This is a genomic window from Arthrobacter sp. Marseille-P9274 (assembly GCF_946892675.1).
Lineage (GTDB): Bacteria > Actinomycetota > Actinomycetes > Actinomycetales > Micrococcaceae > Crystallibacter.
In genome coordinates this window covers 176906-190178 of record NZ_CAMPOV010000003.1, presented here as the reverse complement: position 1 = coordinate 190178, position 13273 = coordinate 176906, and the positions used below count along the sequence as shown (strand labels likewise).

Sequence of the window (13273 nt, the reverse complement as noted above, 5' to 3'; positions counted from 1 at the left end):
CTGCCGCTCGGACAGCCTCTCGGCGAACGATCTCTTGCCGGTCTTGGCTTCTGCCGCCAGTGGGTCATTTCCGGATCGTCCTGCTCACGAAGCGGTAGCGGTGCCCTGGGCTTTCCGGGGTCGCATGCTGCCGGCGGCGGAGACGGCGCTGCGGGCCGCCACCGCCAGGAGGCCGCTGTCCGAGGCAATGGGCATAAACCGGAAGCCGAGGCCGGTCATCGTTTGGGCAAGCTCCGGTTCTCCGGCGTAGATGCCTGGGACGACGCCGGCGGCGGTTGCCCTGCGCACGATGTCGGCCAGGACGCCGTCGGGCCCCTCGCCGGTCAGCTCATCGAACGTCATGCCGAGGCTGAGCGACAGATCGTAGGGGCCCACGAAGACCCCGTCCGGCCGCGCGGCAAGGATCCCGTCCAGGTTGGCCAGCCCCTCCGTGGTCTCGACCATCAGGACGCACAGCGCGTCCTCCTGCGGGTCACCGGGACTCCGGCGCCGGGTACCGGGGGCTTCGCCGCGTTGGGCCGTAGCTGCGCTTTCCGCGCGGAGGGAAGCGGCAGGCGGCGACGAGGGATTCCGCCGTCGCGGCGTCTTCCACGGTCGGAAAGATGATGCCCCCGGCGCCTGTATCGAGGACCCGTGTGATGGTTCCGGCCTCGTGCCCCGGGACGCGGACGATCGACGGCACGGAAAACAGGTGGGCGGCTTCGACGAGGTGCTGCATTTCGTGGATTTCCGCGCCGCCGTGCTGGCCGTCGAGGCAGATCCAGTCGAACTGCTCGGCGGCGAGGACGTCCACGACGGCCGGGTCGCGGAAGTTGACCCAGGCGCCGTAGGAGGTCCGGCCGCCGTCGAGCACCAGACGCGGAGTCTGCAGGCGGGCCTGCCGTCCGCTCTCGCCGTATGCCATCATCTGTTGCTCCTTCTTCGGGTTGGCGGAACCGCTAACGACCTTGCCTAGCCGCGGGCCTGCATGCGGTGGCGCATTTCGCCCACGCCGCTCATGTAAGTGACCAGTTCGTCCCCCGGCGCGAGGAAACGCTGGGGAGAGCGGCCGACGCCCACTCCGGGAGGCGTGCCGGTGAAGATGACGTCTCCGGGGAGCAGCGGCGTGATCCTGGACAGCCGCGCGATGATCTCGGGGACAGGGAAGACCATGTCCTTAGTGCTCCCCTTCTGGACTTGTTCGCCGTTGATGGCGCAGCCCAGTTCGATGTTGTCCGGATCCTCGAACTCGTCCGGGCTGGCCAGCAGCGGGCCGACCGGTCCGAATCCGGGGAAGGACTTCGCGAGGCTGTACTGTGGCGCAGGCCCGGCCGCCTGCATGGTGCGCTCGGACAGGTCCTGTCCCACCGAGACACCGGCGACGCGGCTCCACGCCTGGCCCGCGGCGATGTCCCGACCGCCCCGCCCGATGACGGCGACGAGCTCGACTTCCCAGTCTACGGTTCCCGGCGGCAGGGAGACGGTCCCGTAGGGGCCGGCCAGCGAGGTGGGGAATTTCGTGAACACCGTGAGGTCCTCGGGCACCGCCAGCGATGCTTCGGCTGCGTGGTCGGCATAGTTCAGCCCGATCGCGAAAACCTGCCGCGGGTGCGGTGCGGGATTGCCGAAGTCCCCAGCCGGCACGTCGGCGAGGGGTTTCCCTGTTATCCGGTGGAGGGCGGATGCCACTTCCAGGAGTTCGTCCCAGCGGTCGTAGCAGTCCTGGATGCGGGGGCTGAACCGGCCGCCGGTTTCCTGCGAGACGTCGACGACCTCGCCGGCGGGAGTGATCAGTGAGAGGCGGTCGGAGATGTTGGCCAGGCGCATGGGGGACTTTCGTTTGAGTTGCCGGACGGGATTTTCCGCCGACGCGTGCCCCGGCCCCGGCGTCCGGGGCCGGGGCATGCCGGCGCGGCTGTGGGAGGTCTTAGGCGACGTCGAACTCGACGGTGCCCCAGCCCTCGAAGGTTCCCGACCAGCGGCCGGCTTCCTTCATGGGGACTGCCTGCAGGCAGCTGCCGGGCAGGATGACCTGGCCGGGCTGGAACTCGACGCCATAGCAGGCCAGGCGGTTGACCAGCCAGGCCACGGCAGCCAGGGGATTGCCGAGGATATTGCGGGTGGATCCGGCGATGACCTCCCGGTCATTGAACCGCAGGACGCCGCGGGTGTCGCGCAGGTTCAGGTCGGTGACCCGGCGGGGCGTTCCGCCGAGAATGACCGCTCCGGTGGATCCGTTGTCGGCCAGCGTGTCCGGAAGCCCGATCGCCCAGTCCTTGACCCGGGAGTCGATGATTTCGATCGCCGGCATGGCGAATTCGACGGCATTCACGACGTCGGCGACGGTAGCGTTCGGGCCGCGCAGGTGCCGCCGCAGGACGAAGGCCGGCTCGAGTTCCACGAACGGCTCGATGAACCTGCCCCGCTCCAGGGCGGTCCCCTCGCAGGCGAAGGTGCTGGCCAGCAGGTGTCCGTAGTCCGGCTGGTCGAGGCCGAAGGCATCCTGCATGACCTTGGCGATGTTCCCGAGCTTGTAGCCCACGAGACGGTCGCCGTTGGCGACGGCCTGGTCGATGTTGATTTTCTGGACGGCGAACGCGGCGTCGGCGTCCAGGGAGGGCCAGGTCTCCGTCGGTGCGGCGATGGGCTCGCCCTGCTGCCGGGCGGTGCGGAGGGTGCCGGCGACGTCCTCGAGGGTGATGGTGGACATGGGTGTGGTTCCTTTCAAGATGTGAAGATCCGGCCCCGGATGAGGGTTGGGTGGTTTAGGTCCATCCGGGGCCGGAAGCTTTGGGCTGCGGACAGGCCGCTAGCGGGGCTGGATCTCGGCTTCGCCGTCGACGAGCCGGTTCACCTGCCAGGGGTTGGCGTCCTGCAGGGGTGCCGGAAGCAGCTCTTGGGGGAAGTTCTGGTAGGAGACGGGCCGCAGGAACCGGTGGATGGCCAGCGTGCCGACCGAGGTCGTGCTCGGGGCCGAAGTTGCCGGGTAGGGGCCGCCGTGGACCATGGCATGGCCGACCTCCACGCCCGTGGGCCACCCGTTGATGATGATCCTGCCGACCTTGCGTTCCAGGACCGGAATCAGGGCGGCGGCCGATGCGTAGTCCTCCTCGGTGGCCTGGACCGAGGCCGTCAGCTGCCCCTCGAGCAGGTCCGTGGCCTCGGCGAGGTCTTCCACGTTCTTGTAGCGGACGATGAGGCTGGCCGCGCCGAAGATCTCCTCGTGGAGGACGCGGTTGCCGGTGAAGACATCCAGGTCGGAGCTGAAAATCGCCGGTGCGGGCGCGTTCGCCGTGGTGCCTGCCTGGCCCCGGGCAAGCAGTTCCACCTCGGCTGCGGACTCCACCGAACTGAAGCCCTGCTGCCAGGACGAGGCGATTCCCTCGGTCAGCATGGTCTGGCCGGCCTGTCCGGTGAGGGCCCGGGCGACGGCGTCCGCCAGGCGGTCCCCGTCCTCGCCGGCGGGCACAAACAGGAGTCCGGGCGAGGTGCACAGCTGGCCGGAGCTGCCGGTCACCGAGGCGACGTACTGGCGGGCCAGGCCGTCGGCATCGCCGCGCACGGCCCCCGGGAGCACGTAGACCGGATTGATCGAGGACATCTCGGCGTAGACCGGGATGGGTTCGAGGCGGGCGGCTGCGGTGCGCATCAGGGCGGTGCCGCCCGCGCGGGAACCGGTGAAGCCGACGGCCTTGATGGCCGGGTCGGCGACCAGTTCCTGGCCGATGCTTGTGCCGGCCCCGTACACGAGCGAGAAGACGCCGGGGTGCAGTTCGAGGTCGCGGACGGCGCGGCTGATGGCCTGGCCGACAAGTTCCGAGGTGCCGGGATGGGCGTTGTGCGCCTTGACGATCACCGGGCAGCCGGCCGCGAAAGCCGAGGCGGTGTCTCCGCCGGCCACGGAGAAAGCGAGAGGAAAGTTGCTGGCCCCGAAGACTGCCACGGGTCCCAGCGGGATCTGGCGCAGCCTGATGTCCGCGCGGGGCAGCGGCGTGCGGTCCGGCAGGGCGGGATCGATCCGCACGCCGCGGAAATCGCCGCGGCGTACGACGTCGGCAAACAGCCGTAGCTGGCCGGTGGTGCGGGCCCGCTCGCCGCGCAGCCGCTCGGCGCCGAGCCCCGTCTCTGCCGAGGCCCGATCGATCAGTTCGTCACCGATGGCTTCGATGTTGTCCGCGATGGTTTCCAGGAAACGTGCGTGCCGCTCCGGCTCCAGGCTGCTGAAGGGTTCGAAGGCATCCGCGGCCGCCGCGGTGGCCGCCCTGAGCTGCTCCGTGCTGACCAGGCCGTAGGCCGGTTCCAGCTGTTCGTTGGTGGACGGGTTGATACCGAAGGCCCGGCCCTCGGTTCCGGCAACAGCTTCCCCGGCGATCAGGGAATGTCCGGTTAGTGTCATCGTTGCGTCTCCTGCGTTGAGAGTGCCGGCGGAAGCGGGGCCTTGCCCGCCGCCGCCTCGGTGGATGGTGGCTGCTGCTGCCGGTCAGTTCCCGCTGCCCAGGTGCCAGATGCCGAGGGCCGACAGAAGCTCCCGCGGGTCCCAGACGACCCACTCCTCGGCGAGTTTGCCGTCTTCGAACCGCAGGAAGGACGCGGCGTTGACGGTGATGCTGCGGCCGGTGGCCGGCACGTCCATGAACGTGCCCTGGTGGGTGGCCCGCGTCTGCCAGTGGATGGCGGCGGTGTCTCCGTCCTCGAGGATGCGCAGGATCTCGGTGGTCGTATCCGGGAACGCCGCATGCGTGGCCTCGATGGTTTTGCGCAGGCTCACGTAGTCTTCGCTGCCCGACTTGGACCGGCGCACATAGCCGGGGGCGAGGAGCTGTTCGAAGGCCGCCGTGTCGCCCTGGCCCCAGGCCTGGTTCCACGCGTGCAGGATGGCTTCCCGCCTGATGCTCATGATGCGCTCCTTGCTTCTTCCGGTACGGGCATCTCGATCGGCTGGTACTGGCCGAACTTTCCGCCCCTGAACAGCAGGGCGTCGCCGCTGCCTTCGGTCATGTTGGTGACGGCGCCGACCACCATGTAGTGGTCGCCGACCGCGACTTCCGCAGTGACCACGCAGTCGATCCACGCGGTTGCCCCGTCCAGGTGCGGCGTGCCGAGGGGGCCGAGGCTGCAGGGCAGGTTCTCGAACTTCCGCGGCCCCTTGCGGGAGAGCGAACGGCAGATGCCGACCTGGTCATCGGCGAGGATGTTCGCTGTGAAGTTCTGGAGCTTGCGGAGCTTGGGCCAGGTGGAGGAGGACTTATCGACGCAGAACGTGACCAGGGGCGGCTCCAGGGAGAGCGACTGGAAGGTGCCGACGACGAGGCCAAGCTTTTCGTCGTCGTCGTTAACTCCCGTGATGGCCACGACGCCGGTGGGCAGCTTGCCCAGGACCTGGCGGTAGTACGCGGGGGTGATGATGTCCGCGACGAGGTTGGTATCCATGACTGTTCCTCTTCCGCTTATGCCGCTTGCGCCGGGGCGCTTTCGCGGAAGCTGCCGAAACGGCCGCCGTGGAAGATGAGCGGCGTGCCGTCACTGGGTGTCATCTCCAGCACGCTGGCGACGACGATCAGGTGGTCGCCGGCAACGATCTGCTGCTCGACGCGGCAATCGAACCAGGCGAGCGACCCGTGGATGTGCGGGGTGCCCCAGTCGGATTCGGACCAATCGAGGGCGCCCAGCTTGTCCTCGCCCTTGGCGGAGAGCGCCCGGCAGACCTGCTGCTGGCCCTCGGCGAGCAGGCTGACGCCGAAGCGGTCGGCCCGCGCGATCTTGGGCCAGCTCGTGGAGGTGTGCGTGACGCTGAACGTCACCAGGGCGGGGTCCATGGACAGGGAGGCGAAGGTGCCCACGATCATGCCGTTCTGGCCCCCGCTGAGCGGGTCCGTCGAGCAAATCGCGGCGACGCCGGTAGGCAGGTGCCGCATCACGGCACGGTAGCGGTCCGAGTCGATGGGGCGGGCGGTTACGGCCGTGGCGGTCATGATTCCTCCTGGAGCTCTGAGTTGATGTTGCGGGCGGCGCGGAGGCCGGATTCGATGGCGCCGTCGAAGAAACCGGCCCAGATGTTGGCGATGTCGCCGCTGGCGAAGTGCAGGTTGCCTTCGCTGGCCTGCTGGTCGCGGTGGTACTTGGTCAGCTGGCCGGGGCGCTGGATCTGCCAGGTCTCTTCGGCGTACCCGTCAGCCATCCACTGGTGGCCGGCGACCTCTAGGACCTCCAGGTCGTCGCGCCATACCTTGATGGCTTCCTGGACCTGGTCGCGGTCCGTGACATCGATGCGGTTGGAGTCGGCACCGAAGCCGACCAGCACGGCGTCGGTGTCGCTGACGAATTCGGTGCGGATCACTGACAGCGGCTTGTCCTGGGCGGAGTAGGCGAAGAACGGTTTGATCGGGCCCTTGACCCGGATCCAGGCCTTGACGCCCTGCGAGGCGGTCCTTTCCCGGCTGGGCGCGAGCTTGCCCTCGGACAGGGCGGGCTGGACATCAAGCTTGTGCAGGATGTTCTGCGGCAGCGTGATGACGACCTTCCGGGCCTGGATTTCCCGGCCGTTGCTGTACGCGACGGTGGCTCCCTCGCTGTCATGGCGGACGGCGGTGACCTGGGCGTTGAGGCGGATGTCGGCGCTGGTGTCGGCGGCGATCGCCTTCGGCAGGGTGTCGTTGCCGTCCTTGATGCGGTAGATCGCGGAGGCTTCGTGCATGAGGTGCCAGTGGCCGGAGGCCGCGGCGGTCCAGCGCAGGGCGTTGACGTAGGCGCACTGGTCCAGCGGTGCGTTGAAGTGGCCGACCCAGGCGGCCTCGTTGGCGTTGCGCTCGTCTTCGGAGAGTTCGAGCTTGTCCAGCATTTCCTGCAGGTTGTACTGGTCGGCCTCGGCCAGATTCTCGTTGGTCAGCGGCGCGTCCGGGCGGGGCAGCCACTTCATGGTGTCTTCGAGCAGCCGGGTCATCCCGGGATCGATCAGTCCCATGAAATCGTCGAGGTTGCCGCGGCGGACCTCGTCGCCGGCCAGCCAGTAGGTCTCCTCCGAGCGCGGGCCGCGGGAGACCTCGAGGCCGTAGCGGGTGACCTCGGCCCAGACGTGGGGCTGGGTCCAGTGCAGCCAGTTGCCGCCGATCTCCAGCTTCCGGCCCAGCCGGTGGTCGGTCCACAGGCGGCCGCCGAGACGGTCACGGGCTTCGAGGACGACGACCTGGTGGCCGCGGTTTCCGAGCTCGCGGGCGGTGATGAGGCCGGCAAGACCGGCACCGATGACGACGATGTCCGTCTGTTCAGGCATGTTGTAGCTCCGTTGATTCTGTGTCGCGTGCATGGGTGGTCAGTTTCCGACGCCGGTCAGGTACCGGGCGCGGTGCGTCGTGGCCGGGTGGTTGTCCAGCGTGTACTTGTGGCCGGGGAAGAGCTTTTCGCGCAGGGTTACCGGCGCTTCGTCCTGTGCCCGTGCCGGCGAAACGATCCCCTGGGCCCGGAGCTCCGGCAGGGCGAGTTCGATGAATTCCTCCCAGCTGCCCGGCTTGGTGATGTAGCTGAGGTTGATGCCGTCGACGTCGGCCTCGTCGCGCCAGCGGCGCAGCTCGGCGGCAACCGTCTCCGGGGAACCTATGACCGTGGAACCGCTGCCGCCGACGGCGAGGAACTCGGCGATCTGGCGCGGGGTCCAGTCCCGGTCCGGGTCGGCCTTGGAGAACATATCCACCATCGACTGGGCGGCTTTCGTTCCGACGGACCTCAGGGGAGCGTCGAGGCCGTACTCGGACATGTCGATGCCCGTCCATCCGCTAAAACGTGCCAGGATTCCGTCGATCGGCGCGTCTTCCACAGCCTTCTGGTACTTCGCCCGGGCCTCCTCGTCGGTGCGCGCGACGACAACGGTGAGCAGGATGACCACCTTGACATCGCGGGGATCGCGGCCGGCGTCGGCGACGGACCGGCGGACCTTGGCCACCGTGCGCTTGGCCCCCTCGACGGACGTGCTCTGGATGAAGACCGCTTCCGCGTGCTTGCCGCCGAATTCCATGCCCCTGGAGGACGAGCCGGCCTGGAACAGCACCGGGGTGCGCTGCGGGGACGGCTCGCAGAGGTGGAAGCCGGGCACGGTGAAGTGTGCACCGGAATGGTTGATCGGATGCACCTTGGCGGGGTCCACATAGGTGGCCGAGCCGGCGTCGCGCACCACGGCGTCCTCCTCGAAGGAGGTTTCCCAGAGCTTGTAGACAACGTCCATGTACTCGTCCGCCATGTCATAGCGCTCCAGCGGGGTGAGCTGCTGTTCCTTGCCCAGGTTGCGGGCAGCGGCATCCGAATACGAGGTCACGATGTTCCAGCCCACGCGGCCGGAGGTGAGGTGGTCCAGGCTGCTGAACTTCCGGGCCAGCAGATAGGGCGGCTCGTAGGTCGCCGAGCAGGTCACGCCGAAAGTGAGGTGCTTCGTCACTGCCGCCATGCCGCTGATCAGCACGGTCGGGTCGTTGATCGGGAACTGTGCCGCGTCGCGCAGTGCGGCGTCGCCGTTGCGGCGGAAAACATCGTGGTAGCCGACGTTGTCGGCGAAGAAGATGCCGTCGAAACCGGCCTCCTCAAGCATTTGCGCGACGCCTGTCCAGTACTGCAGGTCGGTGTAGCGGTTGCCCTGGTCGCCGTCGTTCCGCCATGACCCCGAGGTCAGGTGGGCCGGGGCGAAGACGTCGAAGGCAAAAAGGCTCAGCGGTTCATTTTTCATGGCAGCGGGGCTTCCTTGGACTGGTGCCGATAGCACGACAACTCGTGTGGACGTTCAACAAATGAACATGCCGTTCAATTTAGGTGTTGCGTGACTCACTGTCAATACGTGAATCGGCTCACAAAATCTTTCCCGCCCAGCCTTGACACCTCAATGTGGCCGATGTCATATTTTTGAGCGTCACGTTCACAAAATGAACGTTCTTGAGCTCGCATCGAATCTTCGCTCACCCCCGCCGCGCATCAGATCGCCGGCGCTTCATCCTGCTGGAAAGCATGAACACTAGGAAGTTCACCGTGAATCCACCTGTTAACCCAGCCCCTGCCGCGGCCCCTGAATTGCAAGCGGTGCTGGACCCGCAAAAGAAGCGGTTCCTGTACAAGCTCACGGCCGTAATCTCCGGCGGCATGTTCATCGACGGCTTCATCCTCGGCGGAATCGGACTGGTCATGCCGACGATGACCGAGGATCTGGGCCTGTCCCTCACCTGGCAGGGCCTCATCGGTGCCTCCGCCCTGATTGGCATCTTCCTCGGCGGGCCGCTCGGCGGATACCTGGCCGACAAGGTCGGCCGCAAACCGATGTTCGTCGTCGATCTGGCGATCTTCCTGGTCGGCTCCGCCGCCCAGTTCTTTGTCGCGGAGGCATGGCACCTGTTTGTGATTCGCCTGCTGATGGGGATGGCGATCGGTGCCGACTATGCGATCGGCTGGCCCCTGCTCGCCGAGTTCTCGCCGGCACGCCTCAGGGGCAAGCTCCTGGCTGCACAGGAGGTCGCCTGGTACATCGGCTACCTCGGCTCCTACGCGCTGGGCTACTTCATGGCCTCGACCATCGACGCGGACTGGCGCATCATCCTGGGCATGAGCACGGTCCCGTCCCTCATCGTCTTCCTGCTCCGCCTCGGAACCCCCGAATCTCCGCGCTGGCTGATCAGCAAGGGGAGGGTCGACGAGGGCATGGCCATTGCCCGCGAATACATGGAGGACGGCGACATCCGGGACGTGGAAAGCGAAAAGCGCCAACCAACCAGTTTCCGCAGGCTGTTCTCCCGCGAGTACCGCAAATCCACGATCTTCATCTGCATGTTCTGGTTCTGCAACGTCACCCCGTACTTCGCCATCGCCACCTTCGCCCCGATCGTGCTCGAGAGCCTGGGCGTCGAGGACGGGCTGAGCGGCGCGCTGCTGCTCAACGGCGTCGTCGTGGCCGGCGCCGTGGCCGCGATGTTCCTCATCGAACGCGTCGGCCGCCGCCTGCTGGCCATCCCTCCGATGTGGACCAGCGCCGTGGCCCTCGTCGCGATCGGGCTGCTCGCGGATGTCTCTCCGCTTGTCATCCTCGTCTGCTTCGTTACCTTCTCCTTCGCCAACGCGCTTTCCACCGCGCTGACCGGGGTCTATCCGGGCGAAATCTTCCCCACCGAAATCCGCGGGGCCGGCGTCGGCTTTGCCACGGCGTTCTCCCGCATCGGCGCCGCTGCGGGCACCTTCATCCTTCCCATCTCGGTTAATGGCCTCGGTGTTGGCGCCACCATGCTGATTGCCGCGGGCATCTGCGTTGTTGGTGCCGTCATCTCCCACTACCTGGCTCCCGAAACCAAGGGCCTGAGCCTGAACGAAACGTCGGCACCGCTGGGGAAGGCGGCGGGGTGATCGCCATCAGCCTCTAAAGCGTCAGAGCCCATTCTCCGGAGGGGAAGTCCGACGGCGAGGCGTAGCCGGGAGCCGAGTGTTTCCTGTCCCCGATCGGGGCCTTTCCAGCCGGAAGGGCCCCGATCGTTGTCCGAGCAGCCCGGACCGCCCTGCGCAGGGTGCCGTCGGGCCGGTCCAGCGAAAGGGCCTAGGATGGAGGGGCAATCGGCAGTTGGCCCGACGTGGCCTGGACCGGACGAGGATCGGGAGTGGACATGGCAGCGGGACGACGCTCGGCGCCTGAGGCGGCCCCGGAGGGCGAAGCCCCGGCCTCTTCGGAGTCCCTGGACTTGGTTAACAAGTCGGTCGTCAAGGCCACGGTGCTGCTCAGCGAACTCGGCCGCCACCGGCAGGGCATCACCGCCACCGAAATCGCCCAAGCCGTGGGCATCACCCGTCCTACGGCCTTCCGCCTGCTGCTGAGCCTGGAACAGACCGGCTTCGTCGACCGGGTGGACAACCGCTACATGCTCGGATGGCAGATAGCCCGCCTGGGCAGGCTGGCCGACCCCTATGCCGGGGCGGTCGCCCGGATCCAGCCCATCCTCGATGAGTATGCCGCCAAGTTCAACGAGACGCTCACCTTCGTCATGGTGAGAGGCGAGGCCGAACACGAGGTCGTGGCCGAGGCTTCCGGCTCGCGCTTCCTGACATCCAACCAGTACCTCGGCGGCACTTACCCCTTGCATGCGAGCGCCACGGGAAAGCTCATCCTCGCCGAGCTGGGCGATGACAAAATCGCATCCGTGTTGCCCGACAAGCTGGAGAAGTTCACGGCGCGCACCCTGACCACTCGCAAGGCGCTCCTGCAGGAACTGCAACAGGTCCGGGAGCAGGGCTACGCGCTCATCGAGGACGAACTCGAAGAAGGCCTCCTCGCAGCCGGCTACCCGGTGCGCGACCCGGCCGGCGTCCTCGTCGGCATCCTAACCATCAATGGTCCTACTCAACGGCTCAAGTCAGACCGGCTCCCGGCCATGATTGATGAATTGGGCCACGCCGCCGGAGAGATTGCCAAGGCTCTGGCCTAGCTTCAGCCCGGCTGCCGATTCTGGCCGCACCTGACAGGCGCCGTCGAAAATGTGACGTGGGGAACTTGACCTGTCGTGACGGGTGTCATAAATTCGAACGCAACGTTCAGCTTATGAACGTATCCATTGCGCCGCGCAGCACCCCCGACTGCCGCAGGCTGTCTCCGTAACCTTGCGCATTTTCCCCGAAGACAAGGACTTTTCCACGTGACTTCAACGAGCACGAAAGCCCCGCCGGTCAGGCTGACTCCCGAGCAGACAAAGCAGCGCCGCTTCCTCGCCAAGCTAGGCCTGGTGATTGGCGGCGGCATGTTCATCGACGGTTTCATCCTTGGCGGCATCGGCGTCGTGATGCCGGCCATCACGGATGAACTGAAACTATCGGCCGCCTGGCAGGGGCTAATCGGCGCCTCGGCGCTGATCGGCATCTTCTTCGGAGGACCCCTCGGCGGCTACCTGGCGGACAAGGTCGGCCGCAGGCCGATGTTCATCTGTACGCTGGGGATTTTTGTCATCGGCTCGGCCGCACAGTTCTTCGTCGGTGACGCCATGTCGCTCTTCCTTGTCCGGCTCCTCATGGGAATGGCGATCGGCGCGGACTATGCCATCGGATGGCCGCTGCTCGCCGAGTTCGCGCCGGCGAGGCTGAGGGGCAAGCTGATGGCCGTGCAGGAAGTCGCCTGGTACGTCGGCTACCTGGCGTCGTACGCCCTGGGGTACGCGCTCGCCAGCACCGCCAGCGTCGACTGGCAGATCGTCCTGGGCCTGAGCACCATTCCGTCGGTCATCGTGTTCCTGATGCGGCTCAGCATCCCCGAGTCCCCGCGCTGGCTCATGAGCAAGGGGCGCACCAGGGAAGCCGCGGAGCTCGCTGCCCTGTACATGAGCGAGGCAGAGCAGGCCGACCTCAAGCAAGAGCAGGTCCGCCAGGGCGGCTTCGGCAGCCTTTTCTCCGCCAAGCACATCAAGAGCACCACGTTCGTCTGCGTCTTCTGGATCTGCAACGTCACTCCGTACTTCGCCATCGCCACCTTTGCCCCGGTCGTCCTGACCCAGGTCGGCCTCGAGGACGGGCTCACCGCCGCCTTGGCCCTCAATGGAATCGTGGTCCTCGGCTCGATCTTCACGGTCGTGTTCATCGAGCGCGTCGGCCGCCGGAAACTGGCCGTACCGCCTTTCTGGATCTCGGCGATTGCCCTGGCCGGCGTGGCCCTCTTCGCCGGCGCCTCGCCGGCCGTGGTGATTCTCTGCTTCCTGACCTTCTCCTTCTTCAATGCCGTGTCCACGGCCCTCACCGCCGTCTACCCCGGAGAGGTCTTCCCCACTGAGATCCGCGGTTCCGGCGTAGGTTTCGCGACCGCGGCATCGCGGGTCGGAGCGGCCGTAGGTACCTTCGTCCTTCCGGTCTCGATGGAGGGTCTGGGCGTCGCGACGACCATGATGTTCGCCGCGGCGATTTCCCTCGTCGGCGGCGTGGTGTCCCACTTCCTGGCCCCGGAGACCAAGGGGCTCGACCTCAGCGCTGCATCCGGCGGCGCTTCGAAATAGTCCGCCGGCCCGAAATCTCGAAGTCCTGCGTGAACTTCATGGAGACTTGCCAGCGCGAGCGTGTCTATCCCGTCGAGTACCCCGTCGCCCCCGGGACCGAAGGAATGGGAGTGGTCGCCGGCGTCGGCTCCGCGGTCACGAACTTCGCTTCGGGCGACCAGATGATGTCGCCGTCATCGCCGCCGCGTCCGGCATGGTCGGCGGGCTGGCCGGTTCGGTTAACCGGAACCTTCCCGCTTGCCCACGCGGGAGAGGCCCACCGGCTGCGGGAGTCCCGCGCCGTCCAGGGCCAGCCGCTGCTGGTCCCGTAA

Annotated in this window: 14 protein-coding genes; 4 read left to right on the top strand and 10 right to left on the bottom strand. The window is 67.0% G+C overall.

Translation table 11 applies throughout. The features are described 5' to 3' along the window. Positions 1-84: 84 nt before the first annotated feature. The 10 genes from OC550_RS18240 to OC550_RS18195 form a co-directional block, all read right to left on the bottom strand. The gene (locus OC550_RS18240; protein ID WP_262107357.1) at positions 85-444 is read right to left on the bottom strand and encodes an aldolase/citrate lyase family protein; all 360 of its coding nucleotides are present in this window, start codon (positions 442-444) and stop codon (positions 85-87) included. 28 nt (positions 445-472) lie between these two features. Then, the gene (locus OC550_RS18235) at positions 473-907 is read right to left on the bottom strand and encodes an aldolase/citrate lyase family protein (protein WP_262107356.1); all 435 of its coding nucleotides are present in this window, start codon (positions 905-907) and stop codon (positions 473-475) included. Positions 908-951: 44 nt separating this feature from the next. Then, positions 952-1806 (bottom strand): fumarylacetoacetate hydrolase family protein, encoded by an 855-nt coding sequence (locus OC550_RS18230; RefSeq protein ID WP_262107355.1) that lies wholly within the window; start codon positions 1804-1806, stop codon positions 952-954. A gap of 100 nt (positions 1807-1906) precedes the next feature. After that, positions 1907-2689 carry a 2-keto-4-pentenoate hydratase gene (locus OC550_RS18225; RefSeq protein ID WP_262107354.1) on the bottom strand — a complete coding sequence of 261 codons (783 nt, stop codon included), beginning with the start codon at positions 2687-2689 and terminating at the stop codon, positions 1907-1909. 99 nt (positions 2690-2788) lie between these two features. Next, on the bottom strand, positions 2789-4375 hold the full coding sequence (locus OC550_RS18220) for an aldehyde dehydrogenase (NADP(+)) (RefSeq protein ID WP_262107353.1): 1587 nt from the start codon (positions 4373-4375) through the stop codon (positions 2789-2791). A gap of 84 nt (positions 4376-4459) precedes the next feature. Beyond that, positions 4460-4876 (bottom strand): ester cyclase, encoded by a 417-nt coding sequence (locus OC550_RS18215; RefSeq protein WP_262107352.1) that lies wholly within the window; start codon positions 4874-4876, stop codon positions 4460-4462. Further along, entirely contained in the window at positions 4873-5409 is a 537-nt protein-coding gene (locus tag OC550_RS18210; RefSeq protein WP_262107351.1) for a flavin reductase family protein, read from the bottom strand. The genes OC550_RS18215 and OC550_RS18210 overlap by 4 nt, the downstream gene beginning before the upstream one ends. A gap of 17 nt (positions 5410-5426) precedes the next feature. After that, positions 5427-5951: a flavin reductase family protein gene (locus tag OC550_RS18205; protein ID WP_262107350.1), complete on the bottom strand. Its 525-nt coding sequence runs from the start codon at positions 5949-5951 to the stop codon at positions 5427-5429. Then, the gene (locus OC550_RS18200; protein WP_262107349.1) at positions 5948-7249 is read right to left on the bottom strand and encodes an NAD(P)/FAD-dependent oxidoreductase; all 1302 of its coding nucleotides are present in this window, start codon (positions 7247-7249) and stop codon (positions 5948-5950) included. The genes OC550_RS18205 and OC550_RS18200 overlap by 4 nt, the downstream gene beginning before the upstream one ends. A gap of 39 nt (positions 7250-7288) precedes the next feature. After that, positions 7289-8689, bottom strand: a complete 1401-nt coding sequence (locus OC550_RS18195) for an LLM class flavin-dependent oxidoreductase (protein ID WP_262107348.1) — start codon at positions 8687-8689, stop codon at positions 7289-7291. Between the two features lie 347 nt (positions 8690-9036). Between OC550_RS18195 and OC550_RS18190 the strand changes: the two genes are divergently transcribed. The 4 genes from OC550_RS18190 (at position 9037) to OC550_RS18175 (ending at position 13273) form a co-directional block, all read left to right on the top strand. Beyond that, a complete protein-coding gene (locus OC550_RS18190) occupies positions 9037-10344 on the top strand; it encodes an MFS transporter (RefSeq protein ID WP_262107347.1) in 1308 nt (435 codons plus the stop codon). Positions 10345-10598: 254 nt separating this feature from the next. After that, complete coding sequence (locus OC550_RS18185; RefSeq protein WP_262107346.1) at positions 10599-11414, top strand: IclR family transcriptional regulator; 816 nt, start codon at positions 10599-10601, stop codon at positions 11412-11414. Positions 11415-11621: 207 nt separating this feature from the next. Beyond that, on the top strand, positions 11622-12962 hold the full coding sequence (locus OC550_RS18180; protein WP_262107345.1) for an MFS transporter: 1341 nt from the start codon (positions 11622-11624) through the stop codon (positions 12960-12962). A 38-nt stretch (positions 12963-13000) separates the two neighbouring features. Then, the gene (locus OC550_RS18175; RefSeq protein WP_262107344.1) at positions 13001-13273 is read left to right on the top strand and encodes an alcohol dehydrogenase catalytic domain-containing protein; all 273 of its coding nucleotides are present in this window, start codon (positions 13001-13003) and stop codon (positions 13271-13273) included.

Bases quoted from the DNA above. Each gene is read 5' to 3' on its own strand.
- OC550_RS18240 (WP_262107357.1), bottom strand. From the start codon at position 444: ATGGTCGAGACCACGGAGGGGCTGGCCAACCTGGACGGGATCCTTGCC.
- OC550_RS18235 (WP_262107356.1), bottom strand. From the start codon at position 907: ATGATGGCATACGGCGAGAGCGGACGGCAGGCCCGCCTGCAGACTCCG.
- OC550_RS18230 (WP_262107355.1), bottom strand. From the start codon at position 1,806: ATGCGCCTGGCCAACATCTCCGACCGCCTCTCACTGATCACTCCCGCC.
- OC550_RS18225 (WP_262107354.1), bottom strand. From the start codon at position 2,689: ATGTCCACCATCACCCTCGAGGACGTCGCCGGCACCCTCCGCACCGCC.
- OC550_RS18220 (WP_262107353.1), bottom strand. From the start codon at position 4,375: ATGACACTAACCGGACATTCCCTGATCGCCGGGGAAGCTGTTGCCGGA.
- OC550_RS18215 (WP_262107352.1), bottom strand. From the start codon at position 4,876: ATGAGCATCAGGCGGGAAGCCATCCTGCACGCGTGGAACCAGGCCTGG.
- OC550_RS18210 (WP_262107351.1), bottom strand. From the start codon at position 5,409: ATGGATACCAACCTCGTCGCGGACATCATCACCCCCGCGTACTACCGC.
- OC550_RS18205 (WP_262107350.1), bottom strand. From the start codon at position 5,951: ATGACCGCCACGGCCGTAACCGCCCGCCCCATCGACTCGGACCGCTAC.
- OC550_RS18200 (WP_262107349.1), bottom strand. From the start codon at position 7,249: ATGCCTGAACAGACGGACATCGTCGTCATCGGTGCCGGTCTTGCCGGC.
- OC550_RS18195 (WP_262107348.1), bottom strand. From the start codon at position 8,689: ATGAAAAATGAACCGCTGAGCCTTTTTGCCTTCGACGTCTTCGCCCCG.
- OC550_RS18185 (WP_262107346.1), top strand. From the start codon at position 10,599: ATGGCAGCGGGACGACGCTCGGCGCCTGAGGCGGCCCCGGAGGGCGAA.
- OC550_RS18175 (WP_262107344.1), top strand. From the start codon at position 13,001: ATGGAGACTTGCCAGCGCGAGCGTGTCTATCCCGTCGAGTACCCCGTC.